The organism is Terribacillus saccharophilus, assembly GCF_000725365.1.
In the GTDB taxonomy this organism is placed as follows: domain Bacteria; phylum Bacillota; class Bacilli; order Bacillales; family Amphibacillaceae; genus Terribacillus; species Terribacillus saccharophilus.
Genome location: NZ_CP008876.1, coordinates 330,542 through 355,000, shown reverse-complemented (window position 1 = coordinate 355,000; position 24,459 = coordinate 330,542). Strand labels below are relative to the sequence as shown.

28 protein-coding genes (1 of these 28 running past the window's edge) are annotated in these 24,459 nt (G+C 44.2%); 2 read left to right on the top strand and 26 right to left on the bottom strand.

The genetic code is table 11. The annotated features are described in order from the left end of the window. From GZ22_RS01840 to acpS, 15 genes are all read right to left on the bottom strand, one after another. Window positions 1–1,908, bottom strand: the 5' portion of a protein-coding gene (locus tag GZ22_RS01840) for a Tex family protein (protein WP_038558155.1). It extends 255 nt beyond the left edge of the window; only the first 1,908 of its 2,163 coding nucleotides appear in the window; the start codon lies at window positions 1,906–1,908; the stop codon falls past the left edge of the window. 89 nt (window positions 1,909–1,997) lie between these two features. Further along, window positions 1,998–2,594, bottom strand: coding sequence for a SpoIIE family protein phosphatase (locus GZ22_RS01835; RefSeq protein WP_245609696.1), 597 nt, complete (start codon window positions 2,592–2,594; stop codon window positions 1,998–2,000). Further along, window positions 2,587–3,378, bottom strand: a complete 792-nt coding sequence (sigB, locus tag GZ22_RS01830; protein WP_038558153.1) for an RNA polymerase sigma factor SigB — start codon at window positions 3,376–3,378, stop codon at window positions 2,587–2,589. The genes GZ22_RS01835 and sigB overlap by 8 nt, the downstream gene beginning before the upstream one ends. Beyond that, window positions 3,350–3,826: an anti-sigma B factor RsbW gene (gene rsbW, locus GZ22_RS01825; protein WP_038558151.1), complete on the bottom strand. Its 477-nt coding sequence runs from the start codon at window positions 3,824–3,826 to the stop codon at window positions 3,350–3,352. Before rsbW ends, sigB begins: the two co-directional genes overlap by 29 nt. Before the next feature lie 2 nt (window positions 3,827–3,828). Further along, a complete protein-coding gene (locus GZ22_RS01820) occupies window positions 3,829–4,158 on the bottom strand; it encodes an anti-sigma factor antagonist (RefSeq protein WP_038558149.1) in 330 nt (109 codons plus the stop codon). Window positions 4,159–4,215: 57 nt separating this feature from the next. Next, window positions 4,216–5,226, bottom strand: a complete 1,011-nt coding sequence (locus GZ22_RS01815) for a PP2C family protein-serine/threonine phosphatase (protein WP_038558146.1) — start codon at window positions 5,224–5,226, stop codon at window positions 4,216–4,218. A 16-nt stretch (window positions 5,227–5,242) separates the two neighbouring features. Next, window positions 5,243–5,644, bottom strand: coding sequence for an anti-sigma regulatory factor (locus GZ22_RS01810; RefSeq protein WP_038558144.1), 402 nt, complete (start codon window positions 5,642–5,644; stop codon window positions 5,243–5,245). A 2-nt stretch (window positions 5,645–5,646) separates the two neighbouring features. After that, window positions 5,647–6,003: an STAS domain-containing protein gene (locus GZ22_RS01805; RefSeq protein ID WP_038558142.1), complete on the bottom strand. Its 357-nt coding sequence runs from the start codon at window positions 6,001–6,003 to the stop codon at window positions 5,647–5,649. After that, window positions 6,000–6,872 carry an RsbT co-antagonist protein RsbRA gene (locus tag GZ22_RS01800; RefSeq protein WP_038558140.1) on the bottom strand — a complete coding sequence of 291 codons (873 nt, stop codon included), beginning with the start codon at window positions 6,870–6,872 and terminating at the stop codon, window positions 6,000–6,002. Before GZ22_RS01800 ends, GZ22_RS01805 begins: the two co-directional genes overlap by 4 nt. A gap of 207 nt (window positions 6,873–7,079) precedes the next feature. Beyond that, window positions 7,080–7,430: a type II toxin-antitoxin system PemK/MazF family toxin gene (locus tag GZ22_RS01795; RefSeq protein ID WP_038558138.1), complete on the bottom strand. Its 351-nt coding sequence runs from the start codon at window positions 7,428–7,430 to the stop codon at window positions 7,080–7,082. A gap of 4 nt (window positions 7,431–7,434) precedes the next feature. Further along, a complete protein-coding gene (locus GZ22_RS01790) occupies window positions 7,435–7,710 on the bottom strand; it encodes a hypothetical protein (RefSeq protein WP_038558136.1) in 276 nt (91 codons plus the stop codon). A 156-nt stretch (window positions 7,711–7,866) separates the two neighbouring features. After that, window positions 7,867–9,039, bottom strand: coding sequence for an alanine racemase (gene alr, locus GZ22_RS01785; protein WP_038558134.1), 1,173 nt, complete (start codon window positions 9,037–9,039; stop codon window positions 7,867–7,869). Window positions 9,040–9,123: 84 nt separating this feature from the next. Next, a complete protein-coding gene (locus GZ22_RS01780) occupies window positions 9,124–10,140 on the bottom strand; it encodes a LolA family protein (RefSeq protein ID WP_038558132.1) in 1,017 nt (338 codons plus the stop codon). Between the two features lie 50 nt (window positions 10,141–10,190). Then, window positions 10,191–11,702, bottom strand: coding sequence for a bifunctional ADP-dependent NAD(P)H-hydrate dehydratase/NAD(P)H-hydrate epimerase (locus tag GZ22_RS01775; RefSeq protein ID WP_038558129.1), 1,512 nt, complete (start codon window positions 11,700–11,702; stop codon window positions 10,191–10,193). 61 nt (window positions 11,703–11,763) lie between these two features. Then, entirely contained in the window at window positions 11,764–12,129 is a 366-nt protein-coding gene (gene acpS, locus GZ22_RS01770; protein WP_038558127.1) for a holo-ACP synthase, read from the bottom strand. Window positions 12,130–12,286: 157 nt separating this feature from the next. Here acpS and GZ22_RS01765 point away from each other — a divergent pair, with 157 nt between their 5' ends. Continuing rightward, window positions 12,287–13,057: a rhomboid family intramembrane serine protease gene (locus GZ22_RS01765; RefSeq protein ID WP_038558125.1), complete on the top strand. Its 771-nt coding sequence runs from the start codon at window positions 12,287–12,289 to the stop codon at window positions 13,055–13,057. 26 nt (window positions 13,058–13,083) lie between these two features. Here the strand turns inward: GZ22_RS01765 and GZ22_RS01760 are convergent, their stop codons facing one another. The 6 genes from GZ22_RS01760 to GZ22_RS01735 form a co-directional block, all read right to left on the bottom strand. Further along, on the bottom strand, window positions 13,084–14,526 hold the full coding sequence (locus GZ22_RS01760) for a PH domain-containing protein (RefSeq protein WP_038558123.1): 1,443 nt from the start codon (window positions 14,524–14,526) through the stop codon (window positions 13,084–13,086). Next, a complete protein-coding gene (locus tag GZ22_RS01755; protein WP_038558121.1) occupies window positions 14,519–14,998 on the bottom strand; it encodes a PH domain-containing protein in 480 nt (159 codons plus the stop codon). Before GZ22_RS01755 ends, GZ22_RS01760 begins: the two co-directional genes overlap by 8 nt. A 138-nt stretch (window positions 14,999–15,136) precedes the next feature. Beyond that, on the bottom strand, window positions 15,137–16,642 hold the full coding sequence (cshA, locus tag GZ22_RS01750; protein WP_038558119.1) for a degradosome RNA helicase CshA: 1,506 nt from the start codon (window positions 16,640–16,642) through the stop codon (window positions 15,137–15,139). 328 nt (window positions 16,643–16,970) lie between these two features. Next, a complete protein-coding gene (locus GZ22_RS01745; RefSeq protein WP_038558117.1) occupies window positions 16,971–17,663 on the bottom strand; it encodes an alpha/beta hydrolase in 693 nt (230 codons plus the stop codon). 26 nt (window positions 17,664–17,689) lie between these two features. Next, complete coding sequence (locus GZ22_RS01740; protein ID WP_038558115.1) at window positions 17,690–18,217, bottom strand: YppG family protein; 528 nt, start codon at window positions 18,215–18,217, stop codon at window positions 17,690–17,692. A 104-nt stretch (window positions 18,218–18,321) separates the two neighbouring features. Beyond that, on the bottom strand, window positions 18,322–18,597 hold the full coding sequence (locus GZ22_RS01735) for a glutaredoxin family protein (protein ID WP_038558113.1): 276 nt from the start codon (window positions 18,595–18,597) through the stop codon (window positions 18,322–18,324). 193 nt (window positions 18,598–18,790) lie between these two features. On the opposite strand from GZ22_RS01735, the gene GZ22_RS01730 reads away from it, so the two are divergent. Then, window positions 18,791–19,678, top strand: coding sequence for an SDR family oxidoreductase (locus GZ22_RS01730; protein WP_038558111.1), 888 nt, complete (start codon window positions 18,791–18,793; stop codon window positions 19,676–19,678). A gap of 31 nt (window positions 19,679–19,709) precedes the next feature. Here the strand turns inward: GZ22_RS01730 and abc-f are convergent, their stop codons facing one another. The 5 genes from abc-f to GZ22_RS01710 form a co-directional block, all read right to left on the bottom strand. Continuing rightward, window positions 19,710–21,332 (bottom strand): ribosomal protection-like ABC-F family protein, encoded by a 1,623-nt coding sequence (gene abc-f, locus GZ22_RS01725; RefSeq protein ID WP_038565440.1) that lies wholly within the window; start codon window positions 21,330–21,332, stop codon window positions 19,710–19,712. Window positions 21,333–21,499: 167 nt separating this feature from the next. Beyond that, window positions 21,500–21,607: an RAxF-45 family protein gene (locus GZ22_RS19075; protein WP_353615327.1), complete on the bottom strand. Its 108-nt coding sequence runs from the start codon at window positions 21,605–21,607 to the stop codon at window positions 21,500–21,502. Between the two features lie 63 nt (window positions 21,608–21,670). Then, window positions 21,671–22,564: a YegS/Rv2252/BmrU family lipid kinase gene (locus GZ22_RS01720; RefSeq protein WP_038558109.1), complete on the bottom strand. Its 894-nt coding sequence runs from the start codon at window positions 22,562–22,564 to the stop codon at window positions 21,671–21,673. A gap of 87 nt (window positions 22,565–22,651) precedes the next feature. Continuing rightward, window positions 22,652–23,992, bottom strand: a complete 1,341-nt coding sequence (locus GZ22_RS01715) for an Nramp family divalent metal transporter (protein WP_038558107.1) — start codon at window positions 23,990–23,992, stop codon at window positions 22,652–22,654. A gap of 128 nt (window positions 23,993–24,120) precedes the next feature. Continuing rightward, a complete protein-coding gene (locus GZ22_RS01710) occupies window positions 24,121–24,441 on the bottom strand; it encodes a thioredoxin family protein (protein WP_038558104.1) in 321 nt (106 codons plus the stop codon). Between the last annotated feature and the right edge of the window lie 18 nt (window positions 24,442–24,459).

The window sequence follows — 24,459 nt, the reverse complement described above, 5'->3', positions numbered from 1 at the left end:
TAATGGCTGATCAAAATCATCACGAGGGTCTCTTCCTGGTTGGTTAAGGGCTTGTACTATATCGCGAAGCGTGAGATCACCGATACCCAATTCTGCAGCAATCTCAGTTATGTTAATTTCCGCAAGCTTCTCTTGCAGCTTATCAGTCCCTATATCCACAACATCCGAGCCAAGACGCTTTAGAAGCTGTTTTGTAGCAGTATAGCTCTCTGGATGAATCGGTGTTCTATCAAGCGGTTCCTCACCGTCCAGGACACGCAGAAAACCGATACTCTGTTCATATGTCTTGCTTCCGAGTCTAGGAATAGACTTAAGCTGCTTACGCGAGGAGAACTTACCAATCTCATTCCGCTGCTTCACGACATTCGCTGCCACAGTCTTACTAAATCCAGATACATATTGCAGCAAAGATTCAGAAGCTGTATTCACATTGACGCCTACCTGGTTTACCGCAGTCTCTACGACAAATCCCAAAGAATCGTTCAATCTTTTTTGGCCTACATCATGCTGGTATTGCCCCACACCAATTGATTTTGGATCAATTTTGACTAATTCCGCTAATGGATCTTGAATTCGGCGGCCGATAGAAATAGCACTGCGTTCTTCTACTTGCAGCTCAGGAAATTCTTTTCTTGCTAATTCTGAGGCAGAATACACACTTGCACCCGCTTCGTTTACGATTATATAAGCGACGTTGCTTTCCATCTGCCGAATAACGCCTGCAATGAACTGTTCTGTTTCCCGTGATGCAGTTCCATTACCAATAGCAATTAGTTCAACGTCGTATTTATTTAATAATGTCTCAACGACTTTACTAGCTCCTTTAACATCATGACGCGGCGCAGTAGGATAGATGACATTTTTTTCGAGTAATTTTCCAGTCTCGTCTATTACTGCCAGCTTACAGCCTGTACGGAAAGCTGGATCCACTCCTAATACAACCCGCCCCTTCAACGGCGGCTGAAGAAGGAGGTTTTTCAAGTTCTCCGAGAAAATTTTAATTGCCTGCTCTTCCGCTTTTTCTGACAGCATGGAGCGAATTTCCCGTTCAACTGATGGCTGGATGAGACGCTTATAGCTGTCCTCGATAACTGCCTGCAAAGCGGACGCAATATCAGCAGCCGTTCTTTGCTTGATAACTTTCCGTTTAAGATAAGTTAAGATAACATCTGCTGGAGGCTCAACAGTTACCCGCAGTATGCCTTCCTTCTCACCCCGGTTGACAGCTAATGTCCGATGGGATGCCATCTGCCGTATCGGTTCCTGATATTCATAGTACATTTCGTAGACGCCTTTTTCATCGTCTTCTGATTTCTTCACTTTCGTTAACAGAACGCCTTGCTTTTCCGTCTTTTCGCGAATGTAATCTCGGAAAGCTGCTTGCTCACTAATCCATTCGGCCACTATGTCGCTTGCTCCTTGCAGCACTTCTTCGACTGTTTGGAGTTCCTTTTCAGGATCCAGATAAGCTTTTGCTTCTTTTTCAAGATGCTGGATTGTCTGCTCATACAATCCTTTCGCAAGAGGTTCCAACCCTTTTTCTTTTGCGATCGTAGCTTTTGTACGACGCTTTTGCTTGTACGGACGATACAGATCTTCTATACGTTGCAACTGCATAGCTGCTAGAATGTCACGCTTTAGTTCCTCTGTCAGTTTGCCTTGCTCATCTATCAAACGGATTACCTCTGTCTTCCGCTGATGAAGCTGCTGTGCATAGTCCCATTTATCTTGAATCGCTTTGATTTCTACTTCATCAAGGGCTCCAGTCTGCTCTTTCCGGTAACGTGCAATAAACGGTACTGTATTGCCTTCCTCCAGCAGATTGATGACCTGTTTAATAGATGATTGCTTAATTGATGTTTCCTTTTCGACCCATTGGATGAGTCTGTCTTGAATAGTTGCTTCCAAATTTACTCCTCCTGACTGCTTCTATATCCATTGTAGCAGAATTGCTGAACAGATAAAAAAAGGATCAGTACCTATTTTAGGCACCAATCCTATTCCGTGTATTTCATAGCAATCATTGTAATATCATCTTGATGAGGCTTCTGTTTGGAAAGTGCAAACATGTCCCGTATCTTACGTACATCCTTTTCTTTGAAAAGGTCCTGTGTAAGCTCATTATCAGAAACTCCATCAGAGAACATGACGAATATCATGTCATCCTGTAAAATTCCTCGGGATATCTTGTATTTCCGGGGATACCCAGCAAGAAAACCTTGGCTTGGTATACAACGTTCCCTTTTTCCACTCGTAATCGTCATGATCCCGATATTTCCAATGCTAGTAAAGGAATAGGTGCCTGTCCGATAATCCACTTTTAGGATACCGAGGACAACTCCGCGTTTTCCGACTAGCACTTCATTCGATTTCCTGATCAATTCATCGATTCCGCTGTGTACATGGTCACGAATAACATCAACCACTACCTGTGATGACTCTTTTGCAAATTCTCCGCTTCCGAGTCCATCTGCCAGGACACAGATAAATTCATGCTCCGATTCGTGGTAGAAATAACTATCTCCGCAATAATAGTTGCCTTTCTTTGGCTCCTGAAACGCCGACACATCCATATGGAGATAGGAATCAGTCAAAACTGTCAGCACCCTCGGCTTGTAAAGCTTCCCGCAGTTTGCGCAAAGCTCTGCGCTGAAGGCGCGATACATGCATCTGGGAAATGCCGAGTTGTTCTCCTGTATCTTTTTGGCTCATATTCTCGAAATATGTGCAGCGAAGGATTTCCTGCTCCCTCTCACTAAGAATTGGCAGGACCTTTTCCAGCAACATTCTGCGGTCAATATCTTCGTAGCCATTATCAGTCGAACCTACCAAATCGAGGATTGCTACAGTACTACCATCAGAGTCAGCTTCGATCTTTCTGTCAACAGACAACGCCTTATAGCTTTTGCCCATTTCCATTGTTTCTAAAATGTCCTCTTCAGACACTTCCAGAAAAGCAGCGATTTCTGCAACTGTCGGGGACTTCTGATTGTCAGTAGTTAATTCATCGATTGCCTTACGGATTTTCGGACCCAATTCCTTGATCCGCCGCGGCACATGGACACTCCATGTCTTATCGCGAATAAAACGTTTGATTTCTCCAATAATGGTTGGAATAGCAAAAGATTCGAATGACTTACCGAATTCCGGGTTATACCGACGAATTGCAGCAAGCAATCCGAGCATTCCTACTTGAACTAAGTCTTCATGAATGGAGCTGTTCTTGGAATATTTCCTCGCTATGGATGTGACAAGATCTTTGTATGTGAGTACGATTTTTTCTTGGATTTCTTCATCTGTGGGATACTTTTGCAGATGATCTATCCATTTATAAACCTCATCCTCACGGTTATTGTGTGGTTGAGATTTGGTCGTCATCTAGTCCCACCCCATTTTCATGAAGGTATTTCGTCATGAGGACGATCACTCCGGAATCGCTATTGATTTCCACTTTGTCCATCAATGCGTCGATCAGGAATAAACCGAAACCGCCCTCCCTCAGCTGTTCGATAGGTTCTGCAGCCTCATACGGTCCAATATTCCGTTTCACTTGATCCAAGTTGAAACTGCCGCCATGATCTGCGACCATCACTTCGAGCCGATTTTCATAAACACCGAAACCGATTGTAACTTCGCCATCTTCATCTTTTTCGTATGCATGGTTCACAGTGTTTGTTACAGCCTCGGAGATTGCAACCTTCAAATCCTCGATATCCTCGTAGGAAAAGCCCATACGGTTAGCAACACCTGAGCTAGTCAGTCGAATTACACCAACGTATTCTGGTTTAGCCGGTACTTTAATCTCGATAAAATCGAAAGATTCCATAATTAATAGCCACCTTGTACTGTTTTGTCAACATCGATCACATCGATCAAACCTGTAATCTCGAACAAACGGTATACACGGTCCTGCAGCTGTACGAGCTTCAATTCACTATTGTTTTCTTTAGTCGATTTCAACCCGCTAACGAATACGCCTAATCCGGTACTATCCATATAATTAACTTGCTCCAGATTAACCTCCACTTTATTGCCCTCTTTTTCGGTAAGGGATAAAAGTGTCTCTTTCAGTTTAGGAGCTGTATACGCATCTATTTCACCAGCTAATAAAACAACTGATTTTCCTTCATTTTCTTGTACGTCAACAGTTAAGTTCATCATGTACCTCCTAAGGGCTAGTTACCATTCCTATGTAATACCCGTTTGTTCATTTTTTTAAACATCTTTTTTAATAATTATTAATGTAAAATCATCTCGCAAGTGGAAATCCTGGAGTTTCTCAAAGTGTTTGTACACATTCTCCACAAGCTCCTGTGCTGAGAGATGCGAGAAGCTCTTGATAACCTCAAGCACTTCTTCACTCTCAATGAATCGATCGCCTTGACGGCACTCTGTTACACCGTCGGTAAGCAAAATAACCATGTCGCCTGCATGGATCTCCCTTTCATACTGACGGTACTGTGCCATATCCGTCACACCAAGAACGACACCTTTTGCTCGAATCTCTTCAAAGGTATCGTCAGCAGCGTGATAATAGAAGCCTGGCTCATGTCCTGCTGATGAATAGGAAATTGTGCTGGCCGCTGGATTGAAAAGAGCATAAAACATCGTAATGAACATACTTGGATCGACATTCCGTTCTACTACCCGATTAAGACTTTCCAATATTTCACTTGGGTTTTTATGCTCGGAAGGAAAGCTTTCCATTGCGTATTTAATCATTGACATGCACAATGCTGCCGGGATACCTTTGCCGATCACGTCAGCTACCGTTATACCTACAGTACCATCTTCATGGTGGATGAAATGGTGATAGTCACCATTCATCTGATTTGCAGGTACACTGACGACTCCGATATCGAAACCTTCTACATCAGGCTTCACTGTTGACAGCAATGTATTCTGCATTCTGGCCGCTACGGAAATTTCCGATTTTATCTCCAGCTGTGTTTCACGAAGATCCTGGAATTCCTGCAATGCCAGACCATAAGAAATCATTACTTCCAACAGAAAGCTCATCGAGTGCTGAATGTTCTCCGGAAGCTCAGGATAGATGTCTTCCAGCGCATTGATATGCGTGTTGATGATCTCCTCCAGCGAAATATTATGCTGGATGGAGCGTTTACTTATCTGCTCTGCCTCGTATAAGGCAGACTCGTCTTGTGTATTGATGTATTGTTTGAGCAGTTCCCGATAGTGTGACAGATCTAGCTTAATCGCATCCACCTGGCATCATCCTCCTCTAACGAACCCATTTAACGACGCGGATTTCTGTTCCTTCGCCTGTCTTTGACGTAATATCGAATTCATCCATCAGGCGTTTTACACCTGGAAGACCCGCACCAAGACCTCCGGATGTGGAGAAACCATCCTCCATTACCTGACTGATATCTTTTATACCGGGACCTGTATCGATGGCAACAATGCAAATTCCGCGCGAACCGACGTTTTCCACCTCATCGAAGCAGATTTTACCGCTTCCGGCATACAGGTAGATGTTGCGTGCAAGTTCCGATATAGCAGTTGCTATACGGGCTTGGTCAACAATCCCGAAGCCAAGCTTCTTCGAAAAGTCGCGGCCGAATTGTCTGGCACCGACAATGTCCCATTCTTTCTGTATATTTACACAGGTTCTGAAGTCCATTTTCACTCCTCCAGTTCCTGGCGCAATTTGATCAATCCTTGTTCTAGGTCTAATGCCGTGGTTACCTCATTCAAATGAATACCCAGATCAATAAGCGTTACTGCTACAGCTGGCTGTATGCCAGTCAGGACAACTTTTGCACCCATCAAGTCAGACATCGTCACCACATCACCCAGTACCTTGGCGATGAAGGAGTCAATAATGTCAACAGAAGTTAAGTCGATGACCACACCTGTTGCTCCGCTTTGATGAATCTTGTTGAGCAGATCTTCTTGAAATTGAATCGCAGTCTGATCGTCAAGATCAATCTGGATGCTGATCAGCAAGTAATTATGCAGCTTCAATATTGGAATTCTCACGATTGTTCACTCCTATCAAGCGAATCGATCAGCTCTTCTATGGTCTGTTCTTCGCTGTTTGTTTGTACGATCATTTGATTCGTCATTTCAAGAGCTGTTGTAAATCCTTTACGCAGAGAGCTTTTTGTCGGGAACTTACTAAGATCTATCCCAAGATTCACGATTGTCTGGGCTATCTCAGGTCTGATACCAACAAGGATACAAGTAGAACCGATCAGCCTTACTGCTTCTGCCGCCTGAATAATATGGTGTGCGACCATCGTATCCACTACTGGCACTCCTGTGATATCAATTAGTACAACCTCTGCATGATGTTTGATTACTCCATCAAGTAAGTTCTCCATGATGAATTTAGCACGCTCTGTATCAATGGTTCCAATCAGCGGCATCACCGTTATATTGTCCATAACAGGAATCAACGGTGCAGAAAGCTCCTGCAATGCAACACGCTGGAGCGAAACGGTATTTTCCCAGCTGCCGGAATACTCATTCACAAGCTGGTTAATTATCGGATTTACAAGCTCGTCCACATGCCGCAGCACTTTTGGTACAGATACATCCAATTCTTCATGTTCAATTAAAAACTCAATTGCGACACGTTTAAAAAGCTGCAGACCATCTGTCAGATAGCTGAGCGGCCAACCTAAGTTAATTACGCGTTCTGTAAAGCTGTCCAAATCAGAAGTCAAACTCTCCTTCTCGACACTGCCGAAAATGATATTGACGAATTCCCGATTGGTGTTCTCGAAAAGATCCTGTGAAATAGCGGAATTTGTTACTTCCTTTTGCTTCTCTGCGACTTCCTCAAGCCACATATGAACCAAATCGTTACTATTGTCGACTAGAATCTCCTTCAGATTTTTTGCCATCATGAAACCCCCGTATTGTAACGTTCACCTTGTCAAAGGCTGAATTTACTGCAGTCATATGTTCAAGGTCACTTTTATCTACTATTAATCTAACACCAATACGCCTGTCTTTCCAATATGGCGACTTCTTCTTAGTATATACCAAATCTCAGCAGGACTGAAATCAAAATAAAAAGCCCTCACGTTTAAACGCAAGGACTTCTGAACCTAGAACTCTGTAAGGCCTAGACTTATTTCAAGTGCTCGATTGATATTCTCCATCATTGGAGGGTCTAGCTGTGTGATCTTATCTGTCAGCCGCTGCTTGTCGATTGTTCGGATCTGTTCAAGAAGAATGACGGAATCCCGTTCAAAGCCATACTTCTTGGCATCAATCTCCACGTGGGTCGGCAGCTTGGCTTTTTGGATCTGTGCCGTTATCGCCGCTATGATGACGGTCGGACTGAATCGGTTTCCGATATCATTCTGCAGGACCAATACCGGGCGCACGCCCCCCTGTTCTGATCCCACTACCGGGGACAGGTCGGCGAAATAGACTTCGCCTCTTTTTACGATCAAGGGCCTACACCCCGCTTACAAGGCGCTCTAACGTAACTTCTGCCTCCTCTTCAGCTTGGAAAGCTTCTGAAGCGATATTTAGATTGATACGTGCCATTTCCATGTACCCTTTCTGCATGGTCTCACGGATATTCTTTCTTTCCTGCACGTATGACTTAGCCGCTTGATAGAAGAAATGATCGAGACTATTGTTATTGTTCTGCATCAAACCATCCACCTCATTCAGGAGTTTCTTAGGCAGCTTTACAACGATTTCTTGTAAGCCTTCGGACACAACCATACACCTCCACCAATTCGCTCGGGTCGTTTCTGTAAAAATCCACTTTCATCATACCATCCGAGCCTTACGTTTGCAAAGGACCCTCCGGAACTTTTTGATAAAAAAAGCCTTTTTCAAACAAAAAGTACGGGAGAAAGGCTGACTTTCTGCCGAATATTACAAGCTTTCGCCTGGATTAAGCGCATTGGCTGTTTCGACAATCTGGCCAGAGCGTTTATAGACGCGCGGCATTCTTGCGCCGATAAGGCAAGGGATCTCATAATTGATGGTGTCTACCCAATCTGCCGCTTCATCCACACTGATAAAAGCATCCAGCTGCGAACCGATGAGAACAACTTCGGTACCGACTGGATAATCTTTATCGAGCTTCACCATGCATTGATCCATGCAGACCCTGCCTACAATCGGCATTCTCTTACCATCTACAAGTACCTCAAATCCTTGCATCTTGCGAATCCATCCATCTGCATATCCAATTGGCAGTGTCCCAATCCACTCCGGTTTATCTGTTTCATAGGTTGCACCGTAACTTACTGCTTCATGCGCCTCAAGCTGTTTGACATGCACAAGTTTGCTGTGCAGGGAAAACGCTTGACGCAGAGCTATCGGATGTTCTTCTTTGACGGTACTTGACGGATAAAGTCCATACATGCCGATGCCAAAACGGACAAAATCCGACTCATCCGCAGCAAAACGCATGCTGGCTGCACTATTATCCGTATGGACGATAACTGAATCCGGCCATTCCTCCCGCAGCACCTTGAATAGTTCATCGAATTTGCTTCGCTGTCCTTCGAAATATGACAAATCGGCTTCGTCTGCTGTTGCGAAATGCGTATAGACACCTTCGAGGATTAGTGATGGGGTATCAAGTAAAGGCATTGCAGAACGAATATCGTCCTCTGTCCGAAAGCCCAATCTCCCCATTCCCGTATCCAGCTTCATATGCAGCTGCAGCGGCTTACGGAATTGTTCGGCGCGCACTGCCTCCAGCCAATCCTTACGGTAGAAAGTAAGCGATATATCATGGTCCGCAGCAATTGCCGCATCTTCAGCACGAGTTGCTCCAAGCACGAGTATTGCTGCCTGTATACCAGCTTTACGCAAATGTAGCGCCTCATCTAAAAAAGCGACTGCTAGTGCTGATGCTCCAGCGTCCAACGCTGCCTGCGCGACTTGGGTATATCCGTGTCCATATGCATTTGCTTTGACAACTGCATAAATCCCTTTGTCTTCTCCGATATGTGCTGCCAGTTGCTTTATATTATATTCAACATGATCGAGATTTATTTCCACCCAAGAATCCCGATAAAAATTGTCGACCCTCATATGTATTCATCTCCTAGAATTTTTACCTTTGTCTATTATAGCAGGAAAACAAAAAAGCAGACTCGGTTCGTCTGCTTCTCTTCATTATTTCATTGCCTGGCCATTGATGGATGCGGCCACTTCCTGAATTTCTTCCCGCGTCAATTCTTCACTGGCAAGCATATAATCGACACCATTATTTGTCCATGTCAGACTGGAAGAGGTAATAGCTCCTACGGTGAAACCAAGACTGATTGGTTCGCCGCTAGCTGGTATCGCCGCTGCTGCTGCAGTCTCGGATACATCCGCCTGCTCCTGAACCAGCGTAAAATTCTTCTCGCCTTCATATGTCAGTATTACCCGTTCCGTCCCGTCAGCACTGACTTCTTTCTCCTCAGCAAGCGTTGCTCCCGCTGTCTCTGTTGGATACAGCACAGTCAATCCTTGCTGTTCATTCGGTACTGCAGAAGCCGGTACCCCGGATAAAGAACCTGTCATATTGTTCTCTAGCTCAAAATCTTTTTCTCCAAATTTCGGATCAAGCTTGAATGCGGAAAAAGCTACTTCGACCATTGGTTTTTTATCTTTATCTAACACTTTAACCAGTTCAGGTGTATATGTTTTTTTATTGAAATAGATTTCTTGATACGGCAGCGTTGTATTGTTCTGATATGTCGTCTTCGTCTTGAACACGTAATGCTCTTCTGTTGATTCGAAGGTTGCATTGTTGTCCTTCAACACATCCTGCACGAGCGATTGGTACAAATAAGGCTGACTGCTGTTATAAGGCCATTCGCTCTGGAATTTAAAGCTTTTTCTCAGTGCAGGGGTGAGAACAAACACACCATCTTTATTGCGCAGAATCACCTGACTGCCCTGCTCATCTGTATCATTTTTCAATAAAACCCGGTAATGGTTGTCTTTCTGATACCATACATCAATCCCGTAGGCTTGCTGTTCTTCTCCTGTGTTCAGCTTCATAGTGGCTTCGGCCTTGTAGCCTTGCAGCTCAGCTGATGTCTCTTCCAGCTTCTTTACTACATCTTCCTGAGAGGCTTCACTGCAGCCAGCTAATAAGAATAAAAAGGCAGCAAAGACAATCAAACCAGCAAATTTTTTCATGGTCACACTCCTTTGTCAGCTATAAAGCGAACAAAGAGAACATGTCCCCGTCAATCGGAAATGTTACGAAAAACCGTGGCCAGCCCTTTCATAAGATCAGTTGCCAGCAGATCCTGCTGAGAATGCGCATCCTCGACCAATACATCGGCTGCTTTCCCGTGGACGTAAACTCCGTTTGCAATTGCCTCCATAGGATCTTCGTGCTGCATAAGCATTGCAAGAAGAATACCTGAAAGTACATCTCCGCTCCCGCCTTTACCTAAACCCGGGTTGCCAGTTGTATTCACAACCTGACTGCCATCAGGAGCGGTGATGATGGTGTATGTCCCTTTCAGCACGAGGTGCACCTGATGCACTATCGCAAATTTACGAGCCAGCTCGAATGGTCTCTCCAGCAGTTCTGGCACTTTCATATCCAATAACATGGCCATTTCCCCAGGATGCGGTGTCAAAACTGTCGGAGCTTGTCTATTCCGAAGGATCTCCAGGTCGGATTTGATATGATAGAGGCCATCAGCATCTAAAAGGACAGGAACTTCAGCTTCTTCCAGCACCCGTTTTGTCAAGGCTGCTGTCGATTCGCCTCTTCCCATTCCCATGCCAACGACAATCGCATCATAAGCACTTACATCCAAGTCATCCGTATCGACTATCACGCCATTCTCTTCATCCAAAGATGTGAATGTCGCTTCTGCCAAATGAGATAATACAGATGGAATGACCTGGCGCAAGGTTCCGACAGCCAGAAGACCTGCTCCCGCCCTAAGAGCGGCCATGCTGGACATTGTAACTGATCCTGGCATTTCTATTCCTCCCCCGATGAGGAATCCTTTGCCATTTGTCCCTTTATGAGAGAAAGGCTGCCGGATCGGGAATGACCGCTTCACGTCCTGTTCAGTCCATATTCTGGCACCGGCTTGTCTGCCTAAATAGGCTGCCGGCAGACCGATGGATACAGTTTTCCATTCCCCGTAGTATGGTGCTGTCTTCTGAATAAAGGCGCTTGGTTTCGGTGCCTCGATGATGAAAGTATAATCGGCTTGGATTGCTTCCTCAAATTCTACAGCATCATCCGCCGGTACACCGGAAGGCAAATCAATGCTAAAGACAAGTGCGTCGCTGTCATTGACAGCCTGTACAGTTTCCGTATAGGGGCTGCGCAGCTTGCCGCGAACTCCTAAGCCCAGCATTGCATCCACGATGATATCCGCTTTTTCCAATGCCGGTTGGAAAGTGTCTGCTTCAACATCCATCACCTCACCCCCAAGCCGGTCGTAAACCTGTTGATGCATTGCGGCATCAGCGGTCAAGTTACGCCCAACTTGGACAGCGGCTACATCATATCCTTCATTCAGCAGCGTCCTGGCTACTACATATCCATCGCCGCCATTATTGCCGGAGCCACAGAGAACTAGTATCTGGTCCGTGGTTCCGATCAGCGGTTTCATTCGTCCTGCAATGGCTCGGCCGGCAGATTCCATTAAAATGCTGCCGCTGATCCCTATTTCCTCCATCGCATAACGATCCACTTCGTACATTTCCTTTGCGGTGACAATATACACGCTGTTCCCTCCTACCCGCACTACAATTTATGAGACAGGCCCAAATAATATGCAAACAAGTCTATTTATCCTGTGTAATGATCACTTGCGCAGCAGCGTATGAATCCGAATGGGTAATCGATAGGAAAACATGCTCGCCTTCTGCTTGATCGCTAGCTGTAAGTACTGGTGCACCTGCTTCATTCGGCATTATCTCGATATCATGGAGACCCAATTTACCTAATCCGGTTCCCCTTGCTTTTGCGTAGGCCTCCTTTGCGGCAAAACGCCCCGCAGCAAATTCAACTTTACGTTTATCAGACACCAGTGAATCATAGTGCGTTTGTTCTGATTCGGTCAGGATCCTGCTCAGGATCCGCTCACTGTGCACAATCGCTTTTTCGATACGTGCCAATTCTGTAATATCTAAACCGATACCCTTAATCATAATAGTACAACCCACCTTCCTTTTAGAATTCTCTACCGAGTATTGTACCCTATATGTATAAAAGCAGGGGGGAAAGTTATAAGATGTTATGACAAGCAATTTGCATTGGTTTACGCTATGCTGATAGCTAATAGAAGGTAATGAAGGAGGGATTGGATTGTTCCGCAGAAATGAAAGCTTTAAAGAATATTTATATGCCTATCCTGTCATTAGCTTAATCGTAGCAGTTAATCTGCTGCTTTGGATCATAACAGGACTTTTCCCAACTGAATACGGAAGCAGCCTCTATCAATTAGGAGCAGGTGTGAATCTATTCATCTCGAGCGGAGAATACTGGCGGCTCGTTACACCTATTTTTCTGCACGCACCCGGAAGCATTTCACATGTTCTTTTCAACTGTTTCTCCCTGGTAATATTCGGACCCGCTCTCGAGCAAATGCTTGGGAAACTGAAGTTTACCTTGTTTTACTTGCTTGCTGGTATTATTGGAAATGCCGTCACTTATGTAATGGATCCTTATAGTTTTGTCAGTCATATAGGGGCATCCGGCGCTATCTATGGATTGTTCGGAATCTATCTGTTTATGGTTTATTTCCGCAAGCACTTGATAGATCCCGGAAATGCGCAATTAATCGTCATCATCTTCATTGTCGGTATCGTCATGTCCTTATTCACTGCAAATATAAACCTAACAGCGCATCTGGCAGGAGCTGTGGCAGGGTTTATACTTGCTCCGATCTTCCTTATTAAAGCAAAGCCTTTCTCCATCTATCGGAACAAACGTCCACGCCAGCGTGATGACGATGTAGGTTTTGATGCAGACCGCTGGAAAAAGCGTCCTTATGGAAAGCGCACCAATAAGAAAGTTATTTTGTGGATTATTATTGCAGCTTTAGTGCTTATCGGTATCTACGATTATATGAATTGAACCGCACAAATATTGTGCGGTTCTTTTTAAATGCGGAATGAATACCAGTCAAAGGCATCCTCTACATCATGTTCCTCCAAATGCTTCACTTTGAATCTGCTTCCCATAGTCCCGCCCGATGCAACAGCAATTTTCAAGGTACCAAGCTGTTTTTTTGATTGAAAGTAATGCTGTGATCCATAGAAAGCCTGCACCTTTTTACGATTCACATGGACAGTAACACGCGTAAGCTCCCGATAACGCATTGTAAGCATATCTGTCGTCCAGGATACGCCAGCATCCCGATAGCTTAAGATACTGAATATAACAGTCAGTAAGACGAGCGGAATAGCAAATAGTCCATACCCGCCGAAATAGTAAATAAGTATTCCAGTAACTAAAACAGTGATGATGGATGACAGAAATAGATACCGAAGTAATGCCCGTTTTGGCGGCTTCTTGTATTCTGGCTGCACGACAAATTCAGGTAACAGCTCATCCAAGAAGGCGCTGAGCTCAGATTTTTTCAACAACGGAAATAGAACAGTAGAAAAGCTATGCTTGTCAGCATCAGCTGCTCCGCCTGCAATTTCTGCGCTCACTGCAAGTAAGCCAAACGGCTGGCGAAAAATATTTTCTTCTACTTTCAACGCTTGGATTCGGTGCAGCGGTATAGTCATTTCCCTTTTTTCAAGCAGCCCTCTTCGTATGAAGAGCTCGTTTCCTTGCTTGGTTATTTCAAAGAAGCAATATTTTAAAATGGTTCCAATCATGGCTACCATCCACGTAACCGCCAAGCTGCCAATAACAAAAATAACTGATAAGAACAAGCTCTGTTTTAATAACCAATCATAAGCAAAGGAATAGATGTTTATATTGACTACCTCATCTGCTTGCTGCGTAATTGCAAAAAGAAACCCAAAAATGACCCCTGTGCCACCTGAGGTAGCAGCGGCTACTAGTAAACGACGGAAACTTAGCTGGTAGCTGGTCCGTTCCTCTCGAACCTGCACATTTTCCGTATCTTCCTGTAAAACAATATTCTCTTTCCTTTTTACAAATTGCTGTATATCCGCAGCGTCCAGCTTGGAAAGGGCCGGAATCATCCCTTCAGCCTCTTTTCCGCCGCCGGCTGTCTGCACTTCCAGTTTGACCAGACCAAAAAGTCTGTGAAGGATATTTGCACTTGTATTCACAGAGTGGATGCGATGTCTGGATATATAACGCTTTTTCCGCACAAAAATGCCGGATTCGATTCGAAGTTCATCTTCTTCCATCCGATATGTAAACCGGTACCAATATAAAAATCCAAACAGACCGCTCAGCAGCAATATAACTCCAACAAGTGCAAACGGACTCCACCAAAATAGCTTAGTCATATCCCTTAGTAATGCGATAAAAGCAATAGCAAGCGGCACGATGGCGTCTTTGATGAGCTTCAGCATCCGGAGGACGATACTGATTGGATGCATCCGTTTTGGTTCAGACATCTTCTTCCTCCACACGAGCGAGTATTCCGATTCGATCGCGCAGCTCCAACGCTTCCTCCAAAGCTAGAGCAGGTATATTGTGCGTCGTTGCAGCTGTAGATACAGAGACCGTGGCTAAACCGAATTTCTTCAGCACCGGTCCTTGCTCGGTATCGACATGCTGCACCCGGATCATCGGTACAATTGTCTGCGTAACAACAAAAATTCCACTTTGTATGTATATTTCTTGCTCAAACACTTCATAACGCCACCTTCTCCATCGCAGCGCCGGAAGCAGCCATATAAAGAAAATTAAACAAGCAATGATGATAACCCAAGCAATATAAATGAAAGAATCCGGAATGGACCAGGTATTCCAGAAATACGTAAGAACCCCTGCTGCAATGACCGGCAGCAGCATATACAGACTTGCATTGATACGCCAGACCTTCTTTGCATTGACTGCGATTCTGTTACGTGGCTGTGACTTCATGTTCTCCCCCCTCTTCCAGTCTTACCATACGTTTAGCCTAAGAATTTGTTTCGTTTTTGAAAGAAAAAAGAGCCTTGGAAAAAATCCTCCAAGACTCTTGCCATAAAAAAAGACACCCTTTCAGGTGTCTTTTTTTAATTAGTTATCGTTATTGCGCTTGCCACGGTAGCCGCCGCCACCGCCGCCATTACGTTTGCCTTGTCCTTGGTAGTTACGGCCACGCGAGTTGCTGTTACGGCCATAGCCGCCGCCACGTCGGTCACCATTACCGCCACGGGAACCGCCGCCACGATATTTCTTTTTGTCTTTGAAGTTGCCTTTTACGCTGATTGGAGCGATGGAAGTAATACGAACCGGTGTATTACGACGCTCTTTTGTCAGCATTTTCAAAGCAGCTGCAACAACTGTTTCAGCACCGAACTGGTTAATAAGTTCGTTTGCTTTTTCGTTGTATGCTTTTAGATCTTTGTTTTCGATTGTGCGCATCATTTTATCGATAGCAATCTGTTGCTGCCCTTGTGCTGCTTCGTCATTTGTCGGAGCATCTTTACGTGCAATTTTGCTCTTCGTAGTTTTTTCGATCAAGTGCAGGTGAGAAATCTCTCTTGGTGTGATAAAGGAAACTGCTTGTCCCGCTTTACCAGCACGTCCTGTACGACCGATACGGTGTACATAGCTTTCCGGATCCTGTGGGATATCGAAGTTATATACATGTGTTACGTTAGAAATATCAAGACCACGTGCAGCAACGTCAGTTGCTACCAAAATTTCTACACGGCCATTTTTAAATTTGTTCAACACGGACATACGCTTGCCTTGTGTAAGATCGCCATGAATACCTTCTGCGCGGAAACCGCGAGCCTGCAAGCCTTCTGTCACTTCATCAACACGTTTTTTCGTTCTGCCGAATATAATTGCCAATGTTGGCTCATCGATATCAAGCAAGTTAGAAAGTGTATCGAATTTCTGTCTTTCTTGAACTTCGATGTAAGTCTGATCGATATTCGTTACAGTCATTTCTTTTGCTTTTACTTTAACTTCTGTAGGGTCTTTCATCAATCTTGTACCGATATCACGGATTTCTTTCGGCATTGTCGCACTGAATAGCAATGTCTGACGCTCTTCAGGGATAGATGAAAGAATTTCGCGGATATCGTCGATGAAGCCCATGTTAAGCATTTCGTCTGCTTCATCCAATACAGCAGTGTGAACATTGCTGATATTGATTGTTTTGCGGCGGATATGGTCAAGTAGTCGACCAGGAGTCGCTACGACGATATGTGGACCTTCTTTTAATGAACGAATCTGACGGTCCATATGCTGACCACCGTATACTGGAAGTGTACGGATTCCTTTGAATTGACCAAGACGGTGAAGCTCTTCTCCTACCTGGATAGCAAGCTCACGAGTCGGTGCAATAACCAAACCTTGGATTTGGCGTTTAGAGCGATCGATTTTGCTGATCATAGGGATACCGAAGGCAGCAGTTTTACCAGTACCAGTCTGCGCTTGACCTAGTACGTCTTTGCCTTCTAGGGCGAATGGAATCGTTTCGGCTTGGATTGGTGTAGCCTCTTCAAATCCCATTTTATCTAATGCTTTCAAAATTGGTTCCGAAATACCTAATGAACTAAATGTTGTCAATTTCTTATTACTCCTTTATATAAAAAAAGTCTCACTGATGAAGCACGGCAGTTATACACAATAAAAAAGCCTTCCTCCACGCTTGGGAAGAGGCCTTAAGCAAGCATTCATTGGATTTAATTATAGTAACACACTATTTGTCCGAATTCTACCTATATCTATGATTACACGTACATATACGTGTATTATTTATCATTAAAGCCCTTCCAAATATCTAACAGTATCTTGGAAAGCGTTATATTATTTTCAAGCAGCAATCATACCGGCTTTCACAGCTTTGCTTCTATTTTCTCCTTCAGAGTAGATCTTAAACCCTTTCCGGAAAAAATTAAGCCTCCAGCAGGAATTCTTCAACCTGCGTACAAATTTGGTCTATATCCGGACCAAGGCATAAAAGATGCCTCGATTCATCAAATAGAACCATCTTTTGCTTTTGAGAGCCAAGATGTTTATGCAAATAGTTGACCGTACGGTGCGGCACCATGCTGTCTTGGATTCCTTGTACGATGAATACCGGACAAGAGACAGCAGGCAATGCTTTTTTCGTATAGTCTATACATTTTTTGAATTCCCAAAAAGCACGGAACGGAATTCTTCCTTTTTTATCTTCCCGCAGTTTGGTCAAATCATCCAGAATATCGCCGCTCAGCTGCTTTTTCATGTTTTGCCAAGCCTCGATCGTCAGCAGCTTCCAGTTCAGATATTTACCCGATGCTGATAGCAGCACAAGCTTGTCAGCACCGTATTTCGCTGCTAAATGAGAAGCTATCATTCCGCCCATTGAAAAGCCTATTACATAAACTTGGGAGCATTCTTGCGCAAGTCGCTCATATGCTTCCTCACAGGCCTTAATCCATTCCCTGTGTCCGACTCCGCGAAGAGACAGCTCATCTGCCTTTCCATGACCAGGCAAAGCGACCATTTCTACTTTCCATTCCGTATGATTCATTAAATACTCAGTTAAGGGCTCCACCTCGTACGTACCACCGGTGAAGCCATGGATACACAATATTCCAGTCATTCGATCATCTTCGCTTTCCTTATTGTTTATCTTAGTATCTTCAAAAAAGAACCAAGTGATTTTACGATTGGAGAAACCTGCTGAACCGTCGATGCCATTTGCCCGACGGTCGACATCATCTTATTAATATCCATTTGACCATTCTTATCCTGAAAATAAGTTGCGAGTCCTTTTGTCAGCTGAGCTTGCTGTTTTGGCTGCTGAATATTCGTCGGCTGGGCATACGCATGCCAATACGGTGCAAGAGGGGGTTTTTTGAAATACTCATACGGCGTGACCTGCTGCGGCGGCTGCGCTTGCTGAGCTTGCTGCCACCCTCCCCACTGGCTGAAGTACTCAGGAGGATATGGATTATAGGTATAAGGCTCAGTCTGTCTGTTAGTATCACCAACATTTTCATTTGCTTGCATCCATGTATGATCATATATTCTATCATTATATTGCTCTGTAGGCTCAGTTTGAAAAACAGGTTCGTAATAATAACGCTGCCTGCCATCGCTCATCTGTTGTTGCTGCACATGGGAGCGTGGCTCTGTCGTATTATAATAATACATCTCCACACACCTTTCCTATTTCTACTTTATCGTATGTTAGGCGAAGGAAGGGCGTTATACTTAACCATAAAAAGAAAGCAAAAACCACCGCAGATGATTTTTGCTCAATAGCTGAACTGTGTCCTTGAAGAATGCATTCTGTTAATCAACCCGAGCATCTGCTGGAGCTTGTTTTTTTGAAATCCGTGCACCTTTTCTCCATTGACAAGGACAAGCGGAGTGCTGTATACGGAATGTGCTTGCATTTCCTTCAGTACAGCTGGTGAATTTGTGATATTTTTGACACTGTAAGAAATATTCCACTTATCGAGCTGATCCATCACTTGCTCGGATTGTTTGCAATTATCACTAATGAATACTTCCACATTACGATGTCTCATCTGCATTCTCCTTTTGCCTCTTAATCAATGTTGTTATACCAATTTTTACCCTTACTCCTAGTACTTAAAACCTATTTTCAATATATTTTACGCTTCTTTTTATGGAACCCTTTACATTACTAAAATGCAGTTTGAACTCTGTCGTACGTGGTATCAATAGCATATACACAAAACGAAAAGGAGCTGTCTTAACATGCCAAAAGATCCAAGAACACAATATTATCATGATACGTATCCGAAACAATATCAGGATCCGCCAGGTTTGCAGAAGGAAATGAACCCAAAGCCTGATTGCGGAGAAGAAAGTTATAAAGGGTCTGGAAAACTGACAGGACGAAAGGCACTTGTTACAGGCGGAGACTCCGGTATCGGTCGTGCAGCTGCTATTGCTTATGCCAGAGAAGGTGCCGATGTAGCTATCAACTACCTTCCAGACGAGCAGCCTGACGCAGAAGAAGTGAAGGAGCTAATTGAGGCAGAAGGAAGAAAGGCCGTACTTATACCTGGTGACCTTCGAAACGAAAGATTTAACTATAAGCTTGTAGAGGAAGCAGTTGAGCAATTAGGCGGTCTTGATATCCTTGCACTTGTCGCTGGTAAGCAGCAAGCTGTTGAGGACATTGCAGACTTGACTACTGAACAACTGAAAGCGACATTCGAAACGAATGTATATCCGCTTTATTGGCTGACAAAAGCTGCTCTGCCACATCTGCCAGCGGGGTCCTCCATCATTACTACAACATCTGTAGAAGGATTTAACCCTTCTCCGATGCTATTGGATTATGCAGCTACGAAAAGCACAATTATCGGATTCACAAAAGGTCTTGCTAAACAGATTGCCGATAAAGGCATCCGTGTGAACTCTGTTGCGCCAGGTCCAATTTGGACACCATTGCAAATTTCCGGCGGGCAGCTGCAGGAAAACATTCCTGAATTTGGCTCTAACACACCGCCAACACCTGCGGGACGTGCAGGACAGCCTGTTGAGCTCTCCAGTGTGTATGTGTTCCTTGCATCTGAAGAATCTAGCTATGTAAGTGCGCAAGTATACAGCATCACTGGCGGAATCCCGACAGCATAAAGAAAAGCTGTGAGCATACGCTCGCAGCTTTTTATTGTTTAATTATTTTCCAGTGGCCCTTTGTTTCTTCATAATTACCTGGATAACGATGCAGCATCCCGTTCTCCAAGTAAGCTGTATGATCAAAACAGGAATTTAAGAGATGTCGATCATGGCTGATACCTAGCACTGTTCCATCAAAACGCCCAAGAGCTTCCTCCAGTACTTCCCTTGATTCTAAGTCAAGATGATTCGTCGGTTCATCCAAGATAAGCAAATTGATGCCTTGATGCATGAATATGGCTAGTTTTAACCTCATTCTTTCTCCCCCGCTTAGGCGACCGATTGGCTGGAAGACTGCATAGCCATAAAACATGAAAGCTGCCAGCAAATGCCTTGCTTCTGCTTCTGTGACAGAAATCACCGTTCGGAAATAATCAATCATTCGCATAGCAGGATCAGCATCCTCCAATGGATGTTGCGGCAGGTAGCCCACCTGCACTGCACTCCCGACTTTTACTATTCCGCTGTCGGCAGTTAAACTGCCAAGGACTATCTTAATCAGTGTCGACTTGCCGCTGCCATTATCACCTACAATTGCTACTCTTTCCTTATATCGCACATGAAGCATAATATCCCGCAGCACTTCTCTTTCACCAAAGCATTTGCTGATTGATTCTAGACGGATGACATCCTCTCCGCTGCGTTCATCTGCAGAAAGATTGAGCTTCATTTTAGCCGGATCAATATTCGGTCTGGAAAGCTTCTCCATTCGCTCCAATGCCCGTTCCATATTACGCGCACGCTTATGCAATCCTTCATTCGGCGGGTTCGCCTGATTTGCCCATAGTTTCAGGCGCTTGATTGTTTCCTTCATTTTCTTGATCTTTTTCTGTTGTTCCTTGTATGCTTCGAATTCCTGTAGAAGCTTTGCTTCCTTTTGTTTCAGATAAGAGGTGAAATTACCGGTATAGACCGTCACCTCACCATCCTCCAAATCAGCAATGCGCCCTACAGTTGCATCCAGAAAATACTGATCATGCGAAATGATGCATACAGCTCCCACATAATTCGCCAAAAAGTTCTCCAGCCATTCAATCGCTGATAGATCCAGATGGTTTGTCGGCTCATCCAACAGCAGCAAATCTGGCTGCTGAAGAAGAACATATGCCAAGCCAACCTTTGTTTTCTCTCCTCCGCTCAATCTGGAGAAGGGTTCCTCCAGTAACTGTGCAATATGCAAACCATTTGCTGTCCGAGCAATTTGTGCATCCATTTCATAACCGCCGGCTTCTGCAAATGCTGTTTGCACCTCTCCATAAGCAACCAATGCTTTTTCCATTTTTTCCGGATCCAGCATTTGCTCCTCTAGTTTTCGCATTCTTTCCTGCAAGACAGCAAGCTCATCAAACGCCCCCATCAAGTACTGCTTTACAGTGCCCTTATGTCCAACAGGAATTTGCTCCAAATAACCTATTTTTGCTTGCTTGCGTATAAATACTTGCCCATCATCACACATCTCCGTTCCGGTGATCAATTTAAAGATTGTTGATTTACCACTGCCATTTCGACCGACTAGACCTAGCTTTTCTCCTGGTTTTAATTCCAAGTTCAGCTTTTCAAACAATATATTACCGCCCATGATTTTCTTGACGTCCTTCAATGTTATTAACATGTAATCCGCTCCTTTTTCTATAAAAAAAGCCAGACAGCAAGACTGTCTGACTCTGACAAATTCGAAAATAGGGTACAAAAAAACCACACGCAGGGTGTGGTTCTCTTAAAACGCCTATACTAATTAATCGTATCGTAGAGAAATAGATCCTGCACATTATCCATTATTCAGTTGGTAAAAAAGGGCATACGTATCCCGTTACCAACAAAACCATGAATAATCGCGCGGCGATGCAATAGATTCTGATCGGCTTCGCGCGAAAGTGTGTGCAACATCTGATTCCCCTCCTTTTCCTTGTAAGTATTTCCAGTATAGAGGCTGTGGATCAAATTGTCAAACTATTCTCCGATTATCATTTCAAGGTGTCCAGGCAGGATTTTCACTTCACCAGACGTCTCTTGATAAACCTCTCCATCCATATCAATTGGTTTGCCAGCAGGTGATAAAAAGCGAATTTTCTCTGCTTCCTGTATACCTACCTCTGTCAGATCTGACAGAACCGTTTTATCTTGTTTCATCTGGAGGAGCTCTTTAAAACTGGTTAGATTGGAATTCTTCACAAATATAACATGCAGCTTACCATCATCCGGCCTAATATTTGACCCTGCGAACTCTCGCGTACCGATAAACCGGCCGTTCATCACCAAAATCATAACTGCTTCTCCGGCTATTTTCTCTCCGTCAATTTCGATTTCATATGCAAATGGTTCCGCCTGATTAACCGTTCTTAAGGTGCTGATAAAATACGATAGCACGCCTAAGCGAGATTTCTGATCTTCATCGATATTATTCGATGCATCCGCAATCAGCCCCATTCCCCAGAAATTTAAGAAGTACGAATCTTCATACTGGCCAATGTCTATCGAAGCGGTCTTCCCGTCAGCGATTGCTGCAGCTGCTTTCCCTAAATTCTGCGGCAGACCTAACATTCGGCTGAAGTCGTTGCAAGTACCTCCGGGAATGATTGCAACTTTTGGGCGCTTCGGTAAGGGTGCAATCGCATTGATAACTTGATGTATGGTACCGTCACCACCGTGTATGATCAATAAATCAATACGCTCTGCAATCTCTCGGCTATAACTCACTAACTCCTCCAAATCTTTCGTTTGCTTGACCTCGAGCTGTTTAATCGATGCCGCAAGCTTCGGCAGAGTCTGACCTAATTCCCGCTCAAGCTGATCGTTATCCATATTCCCATTCACTACATATACAGCACGTTCGAATGTTTGCATCGTTCTCCACTCCTTCCCTATTATCGTTCCCTACACCTTGGATAGGCTAAACTTTGACAAATAAAAAAAGCCGGCTGTAAACCGGCTTTATAAAGCATGTCCTGTCACGATCATATATCCGAGCATGAATGCATTCAGTGATACAATTAATCCTGTCGCTGTCCACGCAAGCACTTTGATATGAGGCTTATTCACAAATGAGCCCATCTTTTTCTTACTGCTTGTAAAGAGTACTAACGGAATAACGGCAAAGGACAACTGCAGGCTAAGAATTACCTGACTCCAAACGAGTAAATCACCCGTGCTTGAAGGGCCGTAAATCCCGACAACAATAAGTGCCGGAATGATGGCGATGATTCTCGTAACTAGCCGTCTGACCCAAGGTTTTATACGAAATTGAATGAATCCTTCCATTACGATCTGTCCAGTCAATGTTCCTGTAATAGTCGAAGATTGACCAGATAAAAGCAACGCAAAACCGAACAGGAAGCTAGCGGCTCCAGCACCAATAGCAGGACTTAACAGCTTGTATGCATCCTCAATTCCTTCCACATGCTGTCCGATCGTATGGAAAGCAGCTGCACCAAGTATTAAAATTGCTGAATTGACGAAGAAAGCAATACCGAGCGAGAAGGTCGAGTCTATATATGCGAATTTCACTGCTTCCTTCTTACCTTTTTCAGTATCTTGATAATTCCTTGTTTGCACAATTGAGGAATGCAGATACAAGTTATGCGGCATAACGGTTGCACCGAGAATACCAAGTGCCAGGAACAAGACCGATGGATTGGTCACAATTTCTGGTGAAGGAATATAACCTTTTACCGCTTCCGAAAGTGCAGGATGTGAGAAAATCATCTCGAAAAGAAAGCAGCCTGCGATGGTGACCATCAGTACGGTGATGATTGCTTCCATCCAGCGAAATCCTTTTTTCTGCAATAAAAGAAGCAAAAGGACGTCCAACGCTGTAATGATAATACCTACCATAATCGGTATATGAAATAGTAAATTAAGCGCTATGGCAGAACCTAATACCTCGGCCAAATCCGTTGCTATAATGGCAAGCTCTGTCAGCAGCCATAGTACCACGACCACTTTTGGATGAAAGGCATCCCTTGTCGCCTGCGCTAAATCACGGCCAGTTGCGATCCCGAGCTTGGCAGAAAGCCCCTGCATGAGCATGGCTATTAAGTTAGAAAGCAGGACGACGGAAAGCAGCATATAGCCAAAGGAAGAACCTGCTGAAATGGAAGTCTCCCAGTTACCCGGATCAATGAAGCCGACCGCCACAAGGACACCTGGTCCCATAAAAGCGAATAGCTTCTTGAAGAAATTTCCGTTCTCAGGAATTGCCACACTATGGTTCGACTCTTCCAGACTTGCATCACCAGCTCTGCTAAGCCAGCCCTTATCTCGTTCTTTTCCCATAAGAATCGCTTCTTTCTAGTTATTATTAGCGCAAGTTTACCAAAGGAAACATTTTTAGTCAAAGAAAAGATGCTGTTATAAAAAAAGCTTCCCTTCTAATCCAGGGAAGCTTTTTGTGTTACTACAAATTATCCAAGCTGCTGTTGAAGGAACGAGATAACTTCTTCAGGAGATTTTGCATTTGCACTATGCAAGTGCGCCAGCTTCTCACCGTTTTGGAATAGGAGAATGCTTGGAATCCCCATTACATCCTGCTCGGCTGCAACATCAGGTACCTCATCATTATTTAACTCATACCATTTATAATTGCCATATTCCGCTAGCACCTGATCGATAAACATATTCATACGTGTGCAGTCCGGACACCAGTCTGCGAAGAACTTAACGATGACCGGCTCTTCACTCACGATAATTTCTTTAAACTTCTCTTTTGTATTGATTTGTTCCATTGTATTTTCCCCCTTCTG